This window comes from Halobacillus litoralis (genome assembly GCF_020171725.1).
In the GTDB taxonomy this organism is placed as follows: Bacteria; Bacillota; Bacilli; order Bacillales; family Halobacillaceae; genus Halobacillus; species Halobacillus litoralis_F.
In genome coordinates this window covers 96,121-114,081 of sequence record NZ_JAIVAJ010000008.1, presented here as the reverse complement: position 1 = coordinate 114,081, position 17,961 = coordinate 96,121, and the positions used below count along the sequence as shown (strand labels likewise).

The 17,961-nt window shown below is 43.5% G+C and carries 23 protein-coding genes; 10 read left to right on the top strand and 13 right to left on the bottom strand.

Annotated elements, in window-relative coordinates; translation table 11 throughout:
• Positions 1-207: 207 nt before the first annotated feature.
• Positions 208-468 carry a hypothetical protein gene (locus LCM20_RS16620; protein ID WP_225196621.1) on the top strand — a complete coding sequence of 87 codons (261 nt, stop codon included), beginning with the start codon at positions 208-210 and terminating at the stop codon, positions 466-468.
• 120 nt (positions 469-588) lie between these two features.
• Here LCM20_RS16620 and LCM20_RS16615 read toward each other — a convergent pair whose 3' ends face one another.
• The 7 genes from LCM20_RS16615 to LCM20_RS16585 all read right to left on the bottom strand — a co-directional run bounded on the left by LCM20_RS16615 (position 589) and on the right by LCM20_RS16585 (position 6,398).
• Positions 589-1,311: a hypothetical protein gene (locus LCM20_RS16615; RefSeq protein ID WP_225196620.1), complete on the bottom strand. Its 723-nt coding sequence runs from the start codon at positions 1,309-1,311 to the stop codon at positions 589-591.
• A gap of 149 nt (positions 1,312-1,460) precedes the next feature.
• On the bottom strand, positions 1,461-1,730 hold the full coding sequence (locus LCM20_RS16610; protein ID WP_225196619.1) for a hypothetical protein: 270 nt from the start codon (positions 1,728-1,730) through the stop codon (positions 1,461-1,463).
• A gap of 13 nt (positions 1,731-1,743) precedes the next feature.
• The gene (locus LCM20_RS16605; protein ID WP_225196618.1) at positions 1,744-2,991 is read right to left on the bottom strand and encodes a hypothetical protein; all 1,248 of its coding nucleotides are present in this window, start codon (positions 2,989-2,991) and stop codon (positions 1,744-1,746) included.
• A 55-nt stretch (positions 2,992-3,046) separates the two neighbouring features.
• Positions 3,047-3,316 (bottom strand): hypothetical protein, encoded by a 270-nt coding sequence (locus LCM20_RS16600; RefSeq protein WP_225196617.1) that lies wholly within the window; start codon positions 3,314-3,316, stop codon positions 3,047-3,049.
• 100 nt (positions 3,317-3,416) lie between these two features.
• Positions 3,417-3,668: an SMI1/KNR4 family protein gene (locus tag LCM20_RS16595; protein ID WP_225196661.1), complete on the bottom strand. Its 252-nt coding sequence runs from the start codon at positions 3,666-3,668 to the stop codon at positions 3,417-3,419.
• Positions 3,669-3,804: 136 nt separating this feature from the next.
• Positions 3,805-4,218: an immunity protein YezG family protein gene (locus LCM20_RS16590; protein ID WP_225196616.1), complete on the bottom strand. Its 414-nt coding sequence runs from the start codon at positions 4,216-4,218 to the stop codon at positions 3,805-3,807.
• 2 nt (positions 4,219-4,220) lie between these two features.
• Positions 4,221-6,398: a T7SS effector LXG polymorphic toxin gene (locus tag LCM20_RS16585; protein WP_225196615.1), complete on the bottom strand. Its 2,178-nt coding sequence runs from the start codon at positions 6,396-6,398 to the stop codon at positions 4,221-4,223.
• A gap of 252 nt (positions 6,399-6,650) precedes the next feature.
• On the opposite strand from LCM20_RS16585, the gene LCM20_RS16580 reads away from it, so the two are divergent.
• Both LCM20_RS16580 and LCM20_RS16575 read left to right on the top strand, forming a co-directional pair.
• Positions 6,651-7,205: a methyltransferase domain-containing protein gene (locus LCM20_RS16580; RefSeq protein ID WP_225196614.1), complete on the top strand. Its 555-nt coding sequence runs from the start codon at positions 6,651-6,653 to the stop codon at positions 7,203-7,205.
• A 154-nt stretch (positions 7,206-7,359) separates the two neighbouring features.
• Positions 7,360-8,451, top strand: a complete 1,092-nt coding sequence (locus tag LCM20_RS16575) for a DUF3221 domain-containing protein (RefSeq protein ID WP_225196613.1) — start codon at positions 7,360-7,362, stop codon at positions 8,449-8,451.
• Between the two features lie 470 nt (positions 8,452-8,921).
• Here the strand turns inward: LCM20_RS16575 and LCM20_RS16570 are convergent, their stop codons facing one another.
• The 5 genes from LCM20_RS16570 to LCM20_RS16550 form a co-directional block, all read right to left on the bottom strand.
• Entirely contained in the window at positions 8,922-9,794 is an 873-nt protein-coding gene (locus LCM20_RS16570; RefSeq protein ID WP_225196612.1) for a DMT family transporter, read from the bottom strand.
• A 79-nt stretch (positions 9,795-9,873) separates the two neighbouring features.
• The gene (locus tag LCM20_RS16565) at positions 9,874-10,515 is read right to left on the bottom strand and encodes a peroxiredoxin-like family protein (RefSeq protein WP_225196611.1); all 642 of its coding nucleotides are present in this window, start codon (positions 10,513-10,515) and stop codon (positions 9,874-9,876) included.
• Between the two features lie 42 nt (positions 10,516-10,557).
• On the bottom strand, positions 10,558-11,106 hold the full coding sequence (locus tag LCM20_RS16560) for an NAD(P)H-dependent oxidoreductase (RefSeq protein WP_225196610.1): 549 nt from the start codon (positions 11,104-11,106) through the stop codon (positions 10,558-10,560).
• A 168-nt stretch (positions 11,107-11,274) separates the two neighbouring features.
• Positions 11,275-11,592: an ArsR/SmtB family transcription factor gene (locus LCM20_RS16555; protein ID WP_225196609.1), complete on the bottom strand. Its 318-nt coding sequence runs from the start codon at positions 11,590-11,592 to the stop codon at positions 11,275-11,277.
• 123 nt (positions 11,593-11,715) lie between these two features.
• The gene (locus tag LCM20_RS16550) at positions 11,716-12,033 is read right to left on the bottom strand and encodes a DUF3817 domain-containing protein (protein WP_225196608.1); all 318 of its coding nucleotides are present in this window, start codon (positions 12,031-12,033) and stop codon (positions 11,716-11,718) included.
• A 194-nt stretch (positions 12,034-12,227) separates the two neighbouring features.
• Between LCM20_RS16550 and LCM20_RS16545 the strand changes: the two genes are divergently transcribed.
• The 3 genes from LCM20_RS16545 to LCM20_RS16535 all read left to right on the top strand — a co-directional run bounded on the left by LCM20_RS16545 (position 12,228) and on the right by LCM20_RS16535 (position 13,618).
• Positions 12,228-12,656: a DUF4362 domain-containing protein gene (locus LCM20_RS16545; RefSeq protein ID WP_225196607.1), complete on the top strand. Its 429-nt coding sequence runs from the start codon at positions 12,228-12,230 to the stop codon at positions 12,654-12,656.
• A 280-nt stretch (positions 12,657-12,936) separates the two neighbouring features.
• Positions 12,937-13,344, top strand: coding sequence for an HI0074 family nucleotidyltransferase substrate-binding subunit (locus LCM20_RS16540; RefSeq protein WP_225196606.1), 408 nt, complete (start codon positions 12,937-12,939; stop codon positions 13,342-13,344).
• Entirely contained in the window at positions 13,331-13,618 is a 288-nt protein-coding gene (locus tag LCM20_RS16535; RefSeq protein ID WP_225196605.1) for a nucleotidyltransferase domain-containing protein, read from the top strand. Before LCM20_RS16540 ends, LCM20_RS16535 begins: the two co-directional genes overlap by 14 nt.
• 118 nt (positions 13,619-13,736) lie before the next feature.
• On the opposite strand, the gene LCM20_RS16530 is transcribed toward LCM20_RS16535, so the two are convergent.
• Positions 13,737-14,738, bottom strand: coding sequence for a tRNA dihydrouridine synthase (locus LCM20_RS16530; RefSeq protein WP_225196604.1), 1,002 nt, complete (start codon positions 14,736-14,738; stop codon positions 13,737-13,739).
• Positions 14,739-14,916: 178 nt separating this feature from the next.
• On the opposite strand from LCM20_RS16530, the gene LCM20_RS16525 reads away from it, so the two are divergent.
• The 4 genes from LCM20_RS16525 to LCM20_RS16510 all read left to right on the top strand — a co-directional run bounded on the left by LCM20_RS16525 (position 14,917) and on the right by LCM20_RS16510 (position 17,908).
• Positions 14,917-15,327, top strand: a complete 411-nt coding sequence (locus LCM20_RS16525) for a DUF5959 family protein (RefSeq protein WP_225196603.1) — start codon at positions 14,917-14,919, stop codon at positions 15,325-15,327.
• A 187-nt stretch (positions 15,328-15,514) separates the two neighbouring features.
• A complete protein-coding gene (locus tag LCM20_RS16520) occupies positions 15,515-15,724 on the top strand; it encodes a hypothetical protein (protein WP_225196602.1) in 210 nt (69 codons plus the stop codon).
• A gap of 11 nt (positions 15,725-15,735) precedes the next feature.
• Positions 15,736-16,311 (top strand): hypothetical protein, encoded by a 576-nt coding sequence (locus LCM20_RS16515; protein ID WP_225196601.1) that lies wholly within the window; start codon positions 15,736-15,738, stop codon positions 16,309-16,311.
• Between the two features lie 580 nt (positions 16,312-16,891).
• Positions 16,892-17,908 (top strand): TAXI family TRAP transporter solute-binding subunit, encoded by a 1,017-nt coding sequence (locus LCM20_RS16510; RefSeq protein ID WP_225196600.1) that lies wholly within the window; start codon positions 16,892-16,894, stop codon positions 17,906-17,908.
• Positions 17,909-17,961 lie beyond the last annotated feature (53 nt).

Here is a 17,961-nt window from a genome sequence, read left to right as displayed (position 1 = left end):
AATAAATTATTGGCCTTATCGATAGTCGGACTCGGCATCAGTGGCGCCGCCTTGGTGCTGTCAGTCCCCTTGTTATTCAGGTCCCCAATCGAAACCGTTGATCTGATGTTCGCTGCTGGATCAGTGGGGGCATGCATGGTTTTCGCTGTGTCAGCACTGGTTTGTAGAAATTTAGATGAATAGAGTAAGCAAAAGGAGTGAGGCGCTATGGGAGTGATCATTAATTTGCTTCTGGTCCTGGGTATCATGACCATATCGGTGACTATGACCATGTTAGTCGGTAAAGTGAAAAACACAAGTGGTAAAAATAATCATACTCTCACGTATGTCTTTATCTCTGTGGTTAGCTTTCTTGCCTATACAGCATTTCAGTCGACTGGATATAGTTCGATCATGCTAACGCTAGGGGGAGCAGCTGCCATTTTACTAATGATTAATTTGACCAAACTAATGTTTCGGCGTTCTTAAATTGATCTCGTATCTATTCCTCTATGCAATTAAGTAGCTTGAAAATGTGGTGACGGTACTCATGTTTGCTCATAACTTCACAAATGCAAAACCGTCCCCATGTTTGTCCATTTAAACACTTCAAAAAGTACCTGACCCCCAGCACTTTACTATAGTAAAAGGTTGGGGGTCAGGCATTTTCCTATCAGCAGCCGAAAAATTCAATTTTTTATCATTGGTCATATTTTCTAATTTAATCTCACCTTTAGAAAATGGAGAAAAGTCCGGCATTCCGTTCTTATACTCAACTCCATCAACACCAGCTTCATCAAGATATCTTTTAATTTCACCGATCTTGTCGGAAATAAATATCGATTCTGCTCGTTCGTTACTCCATGCACCTTTATTAACAGGGGTAGTTTTTACCCTTTGCTCATATGAACTGTACTTAGGATCCACATCAAAACCTTTGGTAAATTCTACCTCAGTACTTACACCACTACTCTCACCCTTCGCAAACCGATACGTATCCTCAACCGAACGCCAGTCCATCCCACCACGAACCCCAGCCATCTGCGTCTGAGGCATCGTACTATCCACCATCGAATTCACCGTACGAGAGGTGAAGCGACTTACTCGCGATACAGGCCCCTGGATAACCTTGTCATACGTCGATTGCATCACGTTCTTAATCCGATCTGGATTGAAGACGTTGCCTGCTCTGGTGTAAAGGTCTCGGGCCCGATTGGACAAGGCTTTCATCTGAATGGCGTCTCTTACCGGTTTACTTCTCGCAAACTGCAGAGCTTGATCTTTGCCGTTTGAGAGCGTGTTCCGTAATCTTGTTTCGATATCTGTTTTCAAAGAGTCGGTCTTCATGGTGTTGTAAGGAATGCTGGATTTTCCGTCTCGTCGATTGGTTTTACTGAGTTTTCCGAGACTTCCTGCTTAAAAAAGGTGCCTTACCTCCAGCGTTTTCCCTTTGTAAAAGGTTGGAGGTAAAGCACCTATTTTTAAATCAACTCTTCTAGTGATTTTTCTGCCTTGTGTAATTCTTTTAACAATGGATTTTGGTAGTCATTATAACTATCCATATAAGCTCTTACACCACCGATAATATTTATATTCTTCAAATCTCCATTACTTTCAATGATTTTTAGTCCGTCCTTGTATCTTTTATAAATTAATTGTAGAGTACCTTTGGTAATTTCATTGGAGTATTCCTTCTCAAGAATATTTATCACAGTTTTAATTTGTCTGTTCAATTGCGCTTTTTCATCCATAGTGTGCATCCTCCTATTTACTCGGAACTTCTCTAATATCTTTTATCCATTCAGGTGGCCATCCTTGAGGTAGAAGTACTTGGTCAGCATCACCTTCTAGTGGGGCACCTGTTTTTGTATATTGCTTTTCAACTCTACCTATATTTAAAATTTGCCCTTTTGGAACTTCTATTATTGCTTCATTCTCTCTAGTGTTTTTCCAATCTGGAACTAATGCAGTATCTATTTTTGCATTGATTCTATTACCTGCTGAACTAGTAGTTACAAATGAACCATTAGCTCTTGCTGCACCACCATAAGTTCTGTAGAATGTAATATTTTCTTCAGTTACCACGGTCCTATAATTACTATCCTTAAAAGAATCACTTATCCAGTCGGGTAATTCTACTTTTTCAATTACCTTTACCTTATTGTCGATACTTGTTGAATACTTTCCGAAATACACATCTTCATTTAAGACCCTAGTACTTTCACCGTTACTCTGCCTTTTCGCAAACCGATACGTATCCTCATCAACCGAACGCCAGTCCATCCCACCACGAACCCCAGCCATCTGCGTCTGAGGCATCGTACTATCCACCATCGAATTCACCGTACGAGAGGTGAAGCGACTTACTCGCGATACAGGCCCCTGGATAACCTTGTCATACGTCGACTGCATCACGTTCTTAATCCGATCTGGATTGAAGACGTTGCCTGCTCTGGTGTAAAGGTCTCGGGCATGATTGGACAAGGCTTTCATCTGAATGGCGTCTCTTACCGGTTTACTTCTCGCAAACTGTAGTGCTTGATCTTTGCTGTTTGAGAGCGTGTTCCGCAATCTGGTTTCGATGTCTGTTTTCAAAGAGTCGGTCTTCATGGCGTTGTAAGGAATGCTGGATTTTCCGTCTCGGCGCATGGTCTTGCTGAGTTTCCCGAGCTTCCCGACTTTATTGAGTCCTTTCAATCCTACGATGGAGACAAGGCTGTAGGTGAAGAATTCGGCTCGGGATCTTGCATCTCCATGAATGACTTTGGTTGTCCATGAATGTTCGAGTGATTCCCACATATACGTAAGCGTTCTTTGTGGATGGGAAACCGCATCGTACATGCCTTTCGTAAACTCGACGGGGTGGACGAAAATTTGTTCAACGGTTTCGGCAAGTCCCATAAACGTATCTTTAAGTACGTTAACGAGGCCATCGAACATTCCTTTGAACGTATTTTGGATCGTTTCCAAAAATCCGCCCGATTCCTCCGATGACTCTTTTGACACTTTCATATGACCTCCAACGTTTCCCCTTTGTAAAAGGTTGGTGGAGGTAAAGCACCTATTTTTAAATCAACTCTTCTAGTGTTTTTTCTGCCTTGTGTAATTCTTTTAACAATGGATTTTGGTAGTCATTATAACTATCCATATAAGCTCTTACACCACCGATAATATTTATATTCTTCAAATCTCCATTACTTTCCATGATTTTTAGTCCGTCCTTGTATCTATTATAAATTAATTGTAGAGTACCTTTGGTAATTTCATTGGAGTATTCCTTCTCAAGAATATTTATCACCGTTTTAACTTGTTGGGTTAAACATGCATTATTATCCACTTTTTGTATCCTCCAATTCACTCAAAAAGTGCTCACCCCCACCGCTTTACCATAGTAAAAAGGTTGAGAGTCAGAGATCTTTAAATTCTTGCTATTTATCTTAAAAATCCTCTTTCCAAGCTTCTTTTGCACGCAGTAACCTTTGTGACAAAAACTCATAAAAATTTTCTGCCGTATTGTAGTCATCCAGTCCTCCCTGCTTATTCCAGGCTATTATGGGGCACTCATTATTCTTCATACTGCTTGTATCTAAACAATAAGCATATTCATCTATGTCCTCAATAACTATCAAATTCTCACTCATCCCTAAACCCCTATAATTCTCTTTACCATAGTAAAAGGTTGGGGTCAGGCACTTTCAAATAGTTGTACAACCACCATTAGTTATGAACATCATACAAATTGTAGAATTACTCTTCATACAAAAAGCACTTGTTGTCTATAAGACAATCAAGTGCTCATTGAGAAAAAAGAAACTCAACTTTCCGTTATTTTCTTAAGTATTCAGCCTCCCATTTATCCTGCTTCTCGTCTAAACTAATTTCTGAAATGTCATCATATTCATAATTAAGTTTCATTTTCCCCAAGTTATCCAAAATATATGTTAACCTTGTCCATGGTTCCTGGCCCTGAACTATAAATTCATTCCAAAGTTCTTCAAAACAGTCATACAGTTCTTGTTTTAATTCTTTATGTCGAGGCTTATCAATATTAAACATATCAACAATATCCAAGCTATATACTGGTTGTTCTTGGTTTATTGGATAGTAATAAAAAAACACTTGAGAAAATCCCTCTCTTACCTCAGCATATAATAAAATTTTTTCCCACTCTTCTGGTATCATCTCAACTAAAATATTAGCTACCTTTTGGTATGTGACTTCCATTTGTTTCGTTTCCAAATTCAACCACCTCCATTGTAATTACTTAAATTTAGTTCATACTTCTTGCTATTAATTTTGTATTCAACTTCAAATTTTGTAGGACGAGAAGAACTACCTTTATAGATAGGTTCAATTTTAACTTCAACTGTTTTCCCTGATTCTAAAGCCTTTTTCCAAGATGTTTCTAAGGATTTGTATTCTTTTCTATTCAGTGTAGCATTCATTGGTAGTAAGTTGTCAATTTCCCCTGAACCTTTGAAAATGCTAGCTATTAAATGCCCTCCATCATCATCAGGTAACCTATCTTCTCTACCTACTGTCCTTTGTGCATAATTATTACGATTTGTTTTTCCGAGTTGTAGCGTCGCTTCTGCATTTGATATTCTTCCTTCACTATCTGTTTTATAATGGTAACCTTCTTTAGTTTTATATTCTATGTTTGGTTTCAATGCTTTTCTCCCATTAATCTTAGTGAATTGCTCACCATAGTCTACATTGTTAGGAGTATTATCCGTTGCATTTGTATTTACACTTTTATTCTCACTCTCCGCAAACCGATACGTATCCTCATCAACCGAACGCCAGTCCATCCCAGCACGAACCCCCGCCATCTGAGTCTGGGGCAATGTGCTCTCAACCATGGAATTCACCGTACGAGAGGTGAAGCGGCCCACTCGCGATACAGGCCCTTTAATGACCTTGTCATACGTCGACTGCATCACGTTCTTGATCCGATCTGGATTGAAGACGTTGCCTGCTCTGGTGTAAAGGTCTCGGGCCCGATTGGACAAGGCTTTCATCTGAATGGCGTCTCTTACGGGCTTGCTTCTCGCAAACTGTAGTGCTTTATCTTTACTGTTTGAGAGGGTGTTCCGTAATCTCGTTTCGATGTCTGTTTTCAAAGAGTCGGTCTTCATGGTGTTGTAAGGAATGCTTGATTTTCCGCCTCGTCGATTGGTTTTACTGAGTTTTCCAAGACTTCCTACTTTAGTTATGCCTTTCAGCCCTATAACCGAAAGTAAACTATAGGTGAAAAATTCGGACCGGGATCGTGCATCACCGTGGATCACTTTTGTGGACCATGAATGTTCTAAGGATTGCCAAATGTACTTAATTGTTTCATCTGGATTTACAACCGCATTGTAGATGCCCTTCGTAAACTCAACAGGGTTGACAGCAATTTGATAAAGGAGGTCGGCGAGCCCGCTGACGGTATCAATGAGTAGGTTGAAAAAACCTTCTAATATTCCCATAAGCGTTTTTTGGATGGTTTCTAATATGCCACCAGATTCCTCTTTTGACACTTTTGCACTGGCGGCTGCTGTTGCGGGTTGTACTTCGACTTTTGCATCCCTGGTAGGTTCCAGTACTCCGAGGGCTCGGACCCGGTAATCCAACGTTTGATGGTGATAGCGATTCTGGAGGTTCTGGATAAGAATTTGAGTCCCTGGAGAAAGTCGCGCCAGTTCGTAGCGATTCATGCCCATCATATCACGAGGAATAGAATGGGTTGAAACCGTATAGGACCTGACCGCCGTCAGTAAAGCCTCGTATTCTGGTTCTTCCCTTAATTGCCCTTGGTATTCATCAATCTGGAGCTCGCCTGATTGGAACATCACTTGAATGCGTGTCAAAAAGCTCCGAATGACAGCGAGATCACGCCCTACAATCTCTATTCTTGTTGCGCTCATCGCATCAAATTGATGAAGGTCCGTCACAGCTTTTCTGGACAGCTCCTTCGAACGATCGACTTGGTCGAGGACACCGCTGTCGTCTAATTGTGGAGTCGATACAAGGTGGCTCACCGAGCGAAGCGCTGCATTTGCTTCTTCGGTCAACGTGGACGTGAGGTCTTGTACCTTGGAAAGTGAATGCTGCACTTCGCTTTCCAGATAATCCTCCCGCAGAAATGCCTGTCTGGATGAATCCAGCCCAGACAAATCGCGTAGAATATCGCCAAGCGCCTTTTCATAGGAGGATAAGAAGCCTTCCATCAGTAAGAGAAGAGGGAGGTGACATTCTTCGTAAAAAGAACGGATCGCCTCGCCGCCTTTTCCCTTGAACCCGTCCTCCAGCCCTACGAATGACTGGATCGACTGCTGGATGTGAATGATTTGTTGTCGGAGTGGCTTGATGCCATCCTTCGTCTGCTCGATTCCTTTATGCAAAGATTCAGCATCTAAAACTTTGATTCTCATCCTCCCCTTTAACTTGGAAATTTTTCTATTTTCATTGTATAGAAAATACTACCAATCTCAATAGGAGAATCTAACTAAGAGAAAAGTTCCCACCACTCTCAGGAAAGGGTTTGTGATCGAAAGCATTTGAACGAATAAAAAGGGTTTTGTCTATTTTTATATAATATAAAAGTGACCGAACCCGCACCATCGTCTCATGATAAAAGGTTGGGGGAGGCATCATACCGTGAATAGAGAGAAGGAAGTGACGACATGAAGGAACCCGTCTACAATACACATTATAAAAAAGAAGATTATTTCGGAGACCCATACCCAGGGCTTGTGTCATTCTTCGAGGCGTACGAACCGAAAGGGCATGTTCTTGACCTTGGGTGTGGACAAGGGAGGGATGCATTGTGCCTGGGGAGGTTAGGGTACACGGTCACGGGTGTAGATGTCTCCACGGTTGGAATCGAGCAGATGAATCAAGTCGCACATCGTGAGGCGTTGAATGTGAATGGGAAAGTGGGAGATGTTAACTCGTTCAAGATTTCCGATGAGCATGATATCATCCTCCTGGATTCCATGCTGCACTTTTATAAACGAGATGTCGAGAAGGAGACGAAGTTTCTCCAGCGTATGGCATCGGATTTGAAAGGTGACGGGGTATTGGCGATTTTCATGATAAAAGGTGAGCAGAGGGAGAATCAATTGAAACGCGTGTTGAATGAGACGCGTTTCGGGTGGGAAGTGCTTGCGGACCGTTATACGGACTATCCTGAATTCGATGCAGTTTATCATATGTATATCATAAAAAAACACGGATAAACCATCTTATTTTACGGGGGCAGGCACCAACCGTAAGAAAGTCATTCTCGTTTCTCATCATACATAACAACGCATCATTCCTACCTTTTATGATGCGCCTGTAACTCTTTCCTGATTCTAACGACTAATTAGACATCAAGGGGGGACGGGATAGATGAAAAAAATAATAAGTCTTTCATTCTTTTGTGTACTAGTCTTATCAGCGTGCGGACAGGCCGAACAACCTGAGGAGAAGAAGGCGTCAGGGAGTGCGGGAAGTTTAGACAGCTATCAGATGCTTGTAGAATCATGTCCTGAGCCGGACTATGAAGGCCAGACGTTCAGTGATTTATCCGAAGAAGAGCAGAAGCTTTACGATGTAGACCAGATCTCAGATGAAATGAAAGAACACAATCCGATGGTGCTGGAAGTCGCTTCACTTCAAGGAGAGCGCCAGGAGTTTTTAAGAAAAAGCATGGCTGAAAATGGCTACTCGTTCGATGATCTAAGGGAAATTGGTGACATGTATATGGTGAAGGGGACCATCGTTCTTCAATTCAAGAAGCGATTGACAGAGAAAGAGCTGAAAGTGAAAGAGGCTTTTCTCGATACAGCAAATGACTTGAAGCAAGCCTTTAATGAAAACGCCATTCGTATTGAAGAAGTGGAGATGTCAGCAACGGAACTTAGAAACCAGCACGATGCATTATCACAATTATTAGAAGGGTCTTCGATAAGAAGTAAATTATGGGGGTATGGGACGTGTACGCCTTCCAAACAGTTGAATATCAATGTTACGGAACAATTGACGGAAGAAGAACTCAACTATTTGAACGAAAACACGGAAGTGAAAATTGCGATCCGAGTCACGCCGCCGAATCTGGTGAAAGGTTACGTAACGGATGTGAGAGAAGATGAAATGCTTGTCGATATGACTTGGTTCAGTAATCGGCCGGAGGAAGTTCAGGTTGGCGATTATGTTAACGTTTCTTATACGAATGTAATGGAATCTCTTCCTGCACAAGCGGGAGCGAGGGAGACGGAAATTCTGAAAGATGCCCAGCCTGAGGGTGCGGACTTGAAAGCCTCTGAGGTGATTCTAAAAGCGGTCGATCAAGCAAAAGAAGTGGTGGAAACCCCTGATCACCGGGGTGAATATTTTAATGTGAAGGAAATAGAGTACGTCAAAGACGGTGATCGATGGGACGTTGTGTTTGAAACTACGAGTCAAGAGGAACCGGTGAAGGTTGAAGTGAAGGATGAGTAAAAAAACAGACACTTGCTGCGGTCAGCGGCAAGTGTCTGTTTTTTGTTTGTTCGTAACAGTAAAGACTTATAGTGTTCTGTATCGAACGACTGTAAATCACTTGTTTTTCATTTCTCGATATATACTCATCCCACTAGCTAGAGAAAGGAGTAGTAAAGTCACTGTGGTTATATCAAGTCCATTTCCAAGCTCTATTGCACTTACATAAGCAAGTATAAGGGCTACTGCTAAAAAAATGGTGTTAAGAGTTACATGAATTTTACGCTTTATGGCCAATCCTTTTCCTCCCTCCTAGAACGCTCCACTCAAGTTCCCGTCCAGAACGAAATTGCCAAACGGGATGACTGCCGCAATCAGATTGCCGAGCATCCATTTTTTTGACCCTCGGATTTCATTTCATATAGAAGACGACGAACATATCAATCACGAACAGAAGGTCACCCCTGCTCCCTTTTGAGGGGGGGCGAATCTTACACTCGAGGTGAAAGTCTCTTCCTAGTCCAATTGACAAGAAAGATTCCTACAAGGATCAGTAGCCCTCCACCTAGAGTAGAAGCCTTCAACTCTTCGCCTAACAACAACCACCCGAAGAGCACACCAAAGAAAGGTGCCAGGAATAAGAATGCGCTCGTTTTTCCAGTGTCGCCTTTCTGTAAGAGATAGAACCAGATGGTGAATTGGACGACAGAAGCCATGATGGCTAACCACAGAGTCAGGCTGACGGATGCAGTGTTGATAATCAATTCCTGTTGTTCAAATAGGAAACTGGACGCTAATAAGAAGAGACCGCCGAACAACATTTGATAGCCTGATAGAACCCATACATCAAATCTTTTTCCATATACGTTGATGAGAATGGTCGCTATAGCCCATGATACGGCAGCGAGTAAGCTGAGTATGGTGCCGATCTCTAAGTTCAATTGACCTCCTAATGTGATGAAGACGCCTAAGAATCCCAAACTTACGCCGAACCAATGCCTCATGTTATACCGTTTTTTCAGGAAAATGGTACTGAGTACAATCACAAGCAGTGGATTAGTGAACGTCAAGATAGAGGATTCGCTGGCTGGTATCGTCCGTAAACTGATGAATATGAAGCCCATTACGCCTGCCGTTTGGAAGAGGCCGATCCATCCGATCAACAACCAATCTTCCCTGCCTTCAGGCTGAGGTCTTCTTAAGTAAAAGACACTGATCACCATGATACAGCCCGCTAGGATGAATCGGAAAGCACTCAACAACAATGGAGATATGTAATCAATCGCGATTTTTCCTACAGCAAACGACGAACCCATCAATGCAGTGGTAATGACCACCAGGATTCCGAATACGAATCTGTTCATGGCTATACTCCTTCTATACATACATAAAAACAGAAGAAGGGGACGGTGCTTCCCCTTTTTCTGTTTTTATTATTCCATATTATTTTTTCAAATGCATGAGCATTTCTCTCGGTTCTGCCCGGTACATATAATCGACATTCGCACTGGACTTGATGATTGTGCCATCTTGCCCGATGACGACCGTTCCGGATACGGGTAACTTCCAAGGGTTTTGTTGATCATTGTACTGACTCAAGTCGATATTGAAATCTTCCTTATACGTCTTCACGAGGTAGTCTGGCAATTCGAACAAGAGGTTGTATTTCTTGATGACCTCTTGAGTAGAATCACTGACGACGTGATAAGAAAGATTGTTCTTCTCGCTTGTCGTCAACGATTGATCTGGTGTTTGAGGGGAGATGGCGATCAATTGAGCTCCCTCTGCTTTGATTTCATCCAAGATTTCTTCATATGCCCTCAATTCCAAGTTGCAGTAAGGACACCAACCACCTCTGTAGAAGTTAAGGATGACGGGACCGTCTTTTAATTCCTCGGATAATGTAATGGATTCCCCGCTCGCATTCTCCAATGTGAAATCAGGGGCTTGGTCTCCTTCTTTCAGACCAGTCGCTGCTCCTGATTCGATCAGTTCATTGGTCGCTTGGTTTACGTTATTCGTCACGTGTTCGGGAGCTTTTGAAAAAAACTTCTCCCTGACGGATTTCAGTTCGTCCTTCAGCATGCTATCACCTCTCCATTCTTCTTTATGTCCAGCTTCCCGCTGTTAAATATCGAATACTTCCTTCAAGTGTGCACGAAGCTCTGTTAGATATTTATCGATATCAGGGTTCTTCATGACGTCATGCGCCCCAAAACTCTTCAACGGTTCAAGACCTACGTATTTGTTCATGTTGTGTAAGTGATCAAGCGCACCTTCGATATCCTGTCCCTTGAAAAACTTGTTTTCATCATTGAACGCATATTCTGGTGCATTCCATGTGGTAGAGAACATATATTTCCCATCAATCATACCGTTATGGCCGTATTCTGCGTCTCCTCCGAAGAATACACCTGGTTCATACACGGCATCGATATAGGATTTGAATGCCCCTGGAAGACCAAACCAATTAATCGGTGTTTGGAAGATGATCGTGTCAGCCCACATGAATTTTTCCTGTTCTTCTTTTACGTCATATCCATCCTGAACGACAGTAGTTTTGATATTGTAGGACCCTTCTAATTGGGTGACCATTTCGCCGAATAATGTCTTGTTCAATCTTCCGGGTGCAAAGGACCAATATTCGTGGCCGTTGATGATTAATATATTTTTCAATATGATTCCTCCTAAACAGTTTTACAGTTCGAAAACCATTGAACTGTTATGAATCGTACCACCGTTTTTTTGAAATTGCAATCCATTCGTTCCTTTTTCACAATGAATCGTCTGACTGTACTTGGTTATGAAAACAAAAAAAAGAGCCCTAAACAGGCTCTTGCAGCATTAAATATCCTCTTCGTTTATTTGAGTGACCGTGTGGATCAACCCTGGGAATTTCGCTTCGATTTCTTCTCTGCGAAGAGAGTAAAAATGCTCCTTTCCTTCAATTCTAGCCTTGATCAATCCGGCTTCCCGGAGTACCTTGATGTGGTGGGAGACGGTGGATTTCGGCAATTGCAACTCAAGAGAGTAGGCGGTGCAATTATTTTCAAACCTCTCGTTTAAACAACGTACGATTTTCACTCTATTGGGTTCACTTAAGGCGTGAAGCACTTTAGTGAATGGGATGGATTCTATGGGTGGATAGTAAGGTAATTTCATACACGCCATTTTAATATGTTCCAAGGGTAAAAGCAAGTCAGTGGTAGTTAAGTCCTGAATACAGGTCATTCTTGCACGAGATTCGATAAATAATCGGCTTCAGGATGAGAGGGCAGTCTGCTTTTATCCTGCCATCTGATTTTCTTCTTCGTGGAACGTCCCTTTCAACTTCTTATCCAGAACGAAATTGCCGAACGGGATGACGGCCGCGATCATGGCGCCGAGCATCCATTTTTTCGACCAGCGGATTTCATAGGTCACATAGAAGACGACGAACATATAAATCACGAACAGAAAACCGTGGATCATTCCGTTATAGGTGACGAACTCCGGGATATCCCAGATGTATTTGAGCGGCATGGAAAGGAATAAGAGAAAGAGAAACGACAGTCCCTCGAGCAATCCGGTCAATCTCAATTTGCCAATGGTAGTGCGGTACATATGCTGGCTCCTTTTTATAAAAAATAATAGGTTTCTCCGCATTATTCTACCGATTCAGAAGCGGACTCTCAATTCTTTGGTGCATTTGTTAACAAAATGTTCTTTTTTTACATCTGTTCAAGAACGGTTCCTCGCTCTCAAAAATATAACTTAATCTATTTTTTTATCGTCCAACTAGAAAAGGGGTGATCCAATTGAGGCATGTATTAGTCAGTTCTATATTCATCTTGTTGCTTGTGGGCTGTAATCAAACAGGTGTAAGTACGTTTGTCGATAACCCGGAAAAGCCTTATCCATCAGAAGAAGCCATTGAGAATGGTGATGTTGTTGTAAATCTTGATGGTGAGACGGTCCATTTCGATCGTTTCGAGTCTTTTGTAAAAAGTGTGAGGAATGGTAAGGAAGACGAGGTTCGAGTGACTAAGTATACGATTGAAGGCGATCCGATCTTCTATAACCTGCAATTTAATGGAGAGAAGATCATGTACACGCTGGATAATACGGAAGATGGGTATGCGGGTTCCGGCAAAGGGCAGAGGACGACCAGCTGCTCGGGACTTCGTTTCAGTGAGACAGAGAAGGGAGAAAGGTATGGTTTGGAGGGTGTTCGGATCAGGAATTAGCGGGTAGTTTTGGACTTGTGGCAAAGTAGTGGGGGAGTACATAGAGTAATCTAATTTAAATAGGTTGAGGTAAAGGGTGCTAACCCGAGGTGTTCCACTTTTAAAAAATTGATTTCAGGTGTTGTTAAGTGTATTACATTATTTGTAGGGGGTTTTTTAGGTTAAAATAGGGGTGAGGGGTTTGGGGTGAAAAGGGGAGATGCTCCCTTTAACCTACGAAGAGCGGTTATCCATAGGATCTACTATAATCATACATATAAACCAAAATGGTGGGGTAATAATGGAAAATCAAAAGCTGAAAAGAAGTTTAGAAAACCTGGAGCGTGCATTAGATAGATTGGATGAAGCGTTACAAGAGGATGATACCAATAGTTTAATTGTTGATGCTACAATCCAACGTTTTGAGTTCACTATTGAACTTTTCTGGAAAGCTTTGAAAAGAGCTCTTTTCGAAGAAGGTATTGAAGCAAAAACGCCTAAGGAGGCGCTGAGAGAAGCGTATCAGGCAGGGTGGTTGAATGATGAAAAGGCTTGGCTCCAAATGCTGAAGGATCGAAATGAAACATCGCGTACTTATGACGAAGAGAAAGCTCTTGAAATCGTCGGTCATATTAAGTGGTATTACCCGGAGTTTGTTCGCACATTCGACTTCTTAAAGCAGAGGTTTGATTTCAATGATTCCGAATGAAGTGAGTAAAGATTTGAGGCTATTAGGGGAAAAGTATAAATTGGAAAAAGTGATGGTATTCGGGTCACGTGCAAGAGGGGACCATGATGATCGATCGGATGTCGACTTAGCAATCGTAGCTCCTAATCTATCGCCGTCCAATTGGCTTCATTTATTAGAGGACATCGAGGGCTTAGAAACGCTGCTAAAATTCGATGTCGTGTGCTTTACTCAGGCGTCAGACTCATTGAAGGATGATATCATTGCTTGCTATAGAACGATTTACAGGATGTGAGTGGGTAAATAAGAGGGAGGGATCCAGCGCTTCATGAAACGTCGAAGCGCTGAATCCCTCCCTCTATTTCCTGCCATAAAAAGAGAAGAGCACATCAGCTCTCCTCCTAAGGCTAGATCTATTTCAGAACAGAAAACCCTTCCTGTTCCTGCACGCCGCCTTTTTCTGCGAATTCATCAAGCAGTGCGCGTACTTCGTCGGTCGAGTTGGTGCTCATCAAACGGTTTCTCAGCTCACTTGCTCCACGGAATCCACGGACGTAGATTTTGAAGAATCGACGGAGTGGTTTGAAGAGACGCGGCTCGAGTTCTTCCGAGTATTTATCGTGAAGATCGAGTTGAAGGCGAAGCAGGTCGAGCAGTTCTTCGCTTGTGTGCTCTTTCTTCTCTGTTTCGAAGCAGAACGGATTGTGGAAGACTCCACGTCCGATCATGACGCCGTCTACGCCGTATTTCTCAACGAGTTCGAGTCCCTTTTGACGGTCGGGGATGTCGCCGTTGATGGTCAGCAGCGTATCCGGGGCGATTTCGTCACGGAGCTTCTTGATCTCCGGAATCAGCTCCCAGTGGGCGTCGAAGTTACTCATTTCCTTCTTCGTGCGAAGGTGGATGGACAGATTGACGATGTCCTGTTCGAGAAGGTGCTTCAACCAGTCGTACCACTCTTCGACCTTCGTATAGCCAAGACGGGTCTTGACGCTGACAGGCAGTCCACCTGCTTTGGCAGCTTCGATGATTTCTGCTGCCACCTCAGGACGGCGGATGAGGCCGGATCCTTTTCCATTCCCTGCGACGTTCTGTACAGGGCAGCCCATGTTGATATCGATTCCTTTATAGCCCATTTCGGCCATACCGATACTCATTTGGCGGAAGTTCTCCGGTTTGTCTCCCCAGATGTGAGCGACGATCGGCTGTTCATCTTCTGTGAACGTCAGACGTCCGCGTACGCTGTCCCTTCCATTCGGATGGCAGTAGCTTTCTGTATTCGTAAACTCCGTGAAAAACACGTCAGGTCTTGCGGCTTCAGTCACGACATGTCGAAACACAACGTCCGTGACGGCTTCCATAGGCGCCAGAACAAAAAACGGCTTCGGCAGCTCATGCCAGAAATTTTCTTTCATAGTATATCTGAACCCTTTCCTTAAGGGGCTTCTTGGTCCCCAAAATTAAAAAGTAAAAAAAGCGTCTCATTTATCTATTACCATTTCGGTTGAATTTCAACCAGTATATACTTTAATAGTATTAGGCGAAAAGTGCAAGGGAACGGGCATCTTCAATCCAATTTAGGAGGAAAAAACGATGAGCGAGTATGCCTTACATATGAAAAAGGTTTGGGAGGATGACGATTTCTTCGAGGTGAACCTATCTTTAGCAAGCCCGCACTGCGAGGTGAATCTGGACCTCTATCTGGATGATGAATCGTTATCTAATTGGAAGGATCAACTTGGCGCATTCACAGCTGCTCATGAAGCCTTCCGGTGGACAGCAGGACTGCGCACGGATGAGGTTATGCTCACCTTTTTCCTAAAAGAGAAGCGGGGGATCGTTGGAGTGAAGGTGGAGGTCGACAATCAGCTTGAGCCTCCGTCACTCGTCCAGTCCACCTTCTTCATCGTGACGGAAATGAATCAGCTGGACGATCTGTCCGTGAAGCTGGAGGCGTTCGTGCAGGGGAAAATAGACCGGTTCGAGGCGCTCATCCAGGTGTGAGTCGTCTTCTGTACAATTTTAAATGCGGCTTGATTGCACCGCGATGGGTGCCTGTAATATATGGAAATAATTCGAAAAAGGTCAGGGTCGTCGCAAGGATACTATAGAGCGATTTGATCACTACGCTTTCTATTTTTTCTAGTATAAAGATAAGGTATGAGAGAATACAGAAAAGGAGTTGATGGGGATGAGTAATGGACTGGCAAAAGGAAGGTGGCGCTGTGAGCCTCGTGAGTGGGAGTGGAAGGACGGCGCGTTAAGCTTCAGAACGGAAGCGGAGACGGACTACTGGCAGAAGACGCACTACGGATTCCTTGTGATGGAGAGACAGGAGGTTCAGTTTGAATTCTTATCGATCGAGCCTTTGTCGAGGGATCCGGAGGAAGCATATGTATAGGGGAGATTGGAGTGCGTGATGTCATAGCAGGTATCGGGCTCGCGTTGATTCTATCCACCTTGTTCGGATGTTCCGGGAATTTGACGGATGAGCAGGTAATTCAAATCAAGAACGCCGAAGCGAGTGGTTCGGGGTGGGATTATGATGCGCCCGTTATACATAAAGAAGAAGTAGAAAAGGGAGTGTTGGCGTTTTTCCGGGAAGACGGTGCATTGAGCACGGGATTCATGGAGAAGACGCTCTTTGGATGGAGGCAGACTCTTGATCGAGCTGGCGGAGGAATGTCACTCCCTGGGAAGGATATCAGCGCGATGTACGCTCCTCTGATTAAAGACGGGGATTGGTCTCCTTTTCCAATGTTATTTGGGTTGGTGGAAAACGAAGAGATAAAGGAAATACATGTCTCATACAGGTCGGATGATGAGATGGAAGAGCTTGAAGCGGAAGTGGTCCATGAGGAAGGGTTGTGGTTTGTTTTTGTGGAAGAGCCTGATGAGGTGCTGACGTACACGATCAGAGGGTATGCTGAGGACGGGGATTTGCTGGAGGCTGTAAAAGAAGAGGCGGTCATTCTTCCTGATTTTTAACCTTTGATGGATTGGGACATTGTGAGCTAGAGCGCGGTGCTGAGAGTTCCGATAAAGTCTGAATGGGACAGGGAGGAAGCGAGGGTGGATACTGTGAGTCCCAATATGGTCTTAATGGGACAAGCTCTAGATCCAAGCGAGGTCTGCTTGTCTCAATAAAAGTTTAATGGGACAAGTATGAGAGGGAAGCAGACCCTGCAAGTCCCAATATGAAAAAATAGGGACGAGTGGATGAGGCGAGAGAGTTTCCGCTGTCCCAATTGATCATCAGATAGAATGAAATTCCATAAACAACCACTAATTCTTACACGATCTGGTATTTGTAGAAAAGAAATTCTTTTCTACCCGAAAGTAGCCGAAACCCTTCTACCACCCTCTATGAAATCCTTCTCATGAAGGCGTTTGACCGGCCTCACCCAATGGTTACCGTCGAACCAAATCGTCAATAAAACTTCCAAAACTTTGGCTTTTAGTATAGAATATTTATTATTGAGAATTTTTTAAAATTGGAATTACCTGGGTCGGGATCATGGATTCCGGCTGGTTGATTCACTTATCTATTATTTAGGAGGGGTTATTTATGTTGTTCAAAAAAAGTACATGGTCCGTGCTGGTCCTTGGGTTCCTAGCATTGGTCCTTGCTGCCTGTGGTGGCGGAACAGCTGAACCTGATGAAGGCGGAGACAGCGCTTCTGAAGGAGACGGCGGTAGTGGTGAGACTCAGTTCGTCAATATTTTGACTGGGGGACCTCAGGGTACATATTACCCTCTTGGTGGATCCTTCGCGACGATTATCAATGATAACGTAGATGGCGTGGAAGCGAACGCGACATCGACGGGGGCTTCTGTAGAGAACATGAAATCATTGCGTGATGGCGATGGGGAGCTTGCTTTCGTTCAGACGGACATTGCTTCTTACGCTGCTGAAGGTCAACTGATGTTTGAAGGTGACCAGATTGATAGTGTCCGTGCAATCGGAACGCTTTATCCTGAAACGATTCAAATCGTAACGACGAAAGAATCCGGCATTGAGACGGTAGCAGACCTTGAAGGTAAGGTTGTTTCTGTTGGTGCTCCTGGTTCTGGTACGTATGCGAACGCAACAAACATTCTTGATATCCACGGTCTTTCAATCGAAGATGATATCCAAGCGCGTAACCTATCTTTCGGTGACTCTACTTCAGGTATCCAGGATGGTACGATCGACGCTGCGTTCATCACATCTGGAACGCCTACTGGTGCGGTAGAAAGCTTGGCTGCAACAGCTGATGTTAACATCGTGAAGTTCGATGAGTCTAAGATTCAAGAATTGATCGATGAGTATGGTTACTATGCAGAAGACGAGATTGCTGAAGGTACGTACGGTCTTGAATCAGCAGTTAAAACGGTTGCTGTTCAAGCGATGCTTGTTGCAAACGAAGATCTAAGCGAAGATCTTGTTTACAACATGACGAAAGCGATTTTCGAAAACACGGATCAGGTGCAGCACAGCAAAGGTGAAATGATCAGTGCTGAATCTGCTCTTGATGGAGTTGGAATCGAGCTTCACCCTGGTGCGAAGAAGTACTTTGATGAAGCTGGTGTAAGCGCTGAGTAACCTCAGTCTTTTTACTGGGACTGCCCTTTAATAGGACAGTCCCTTCTCCTTTC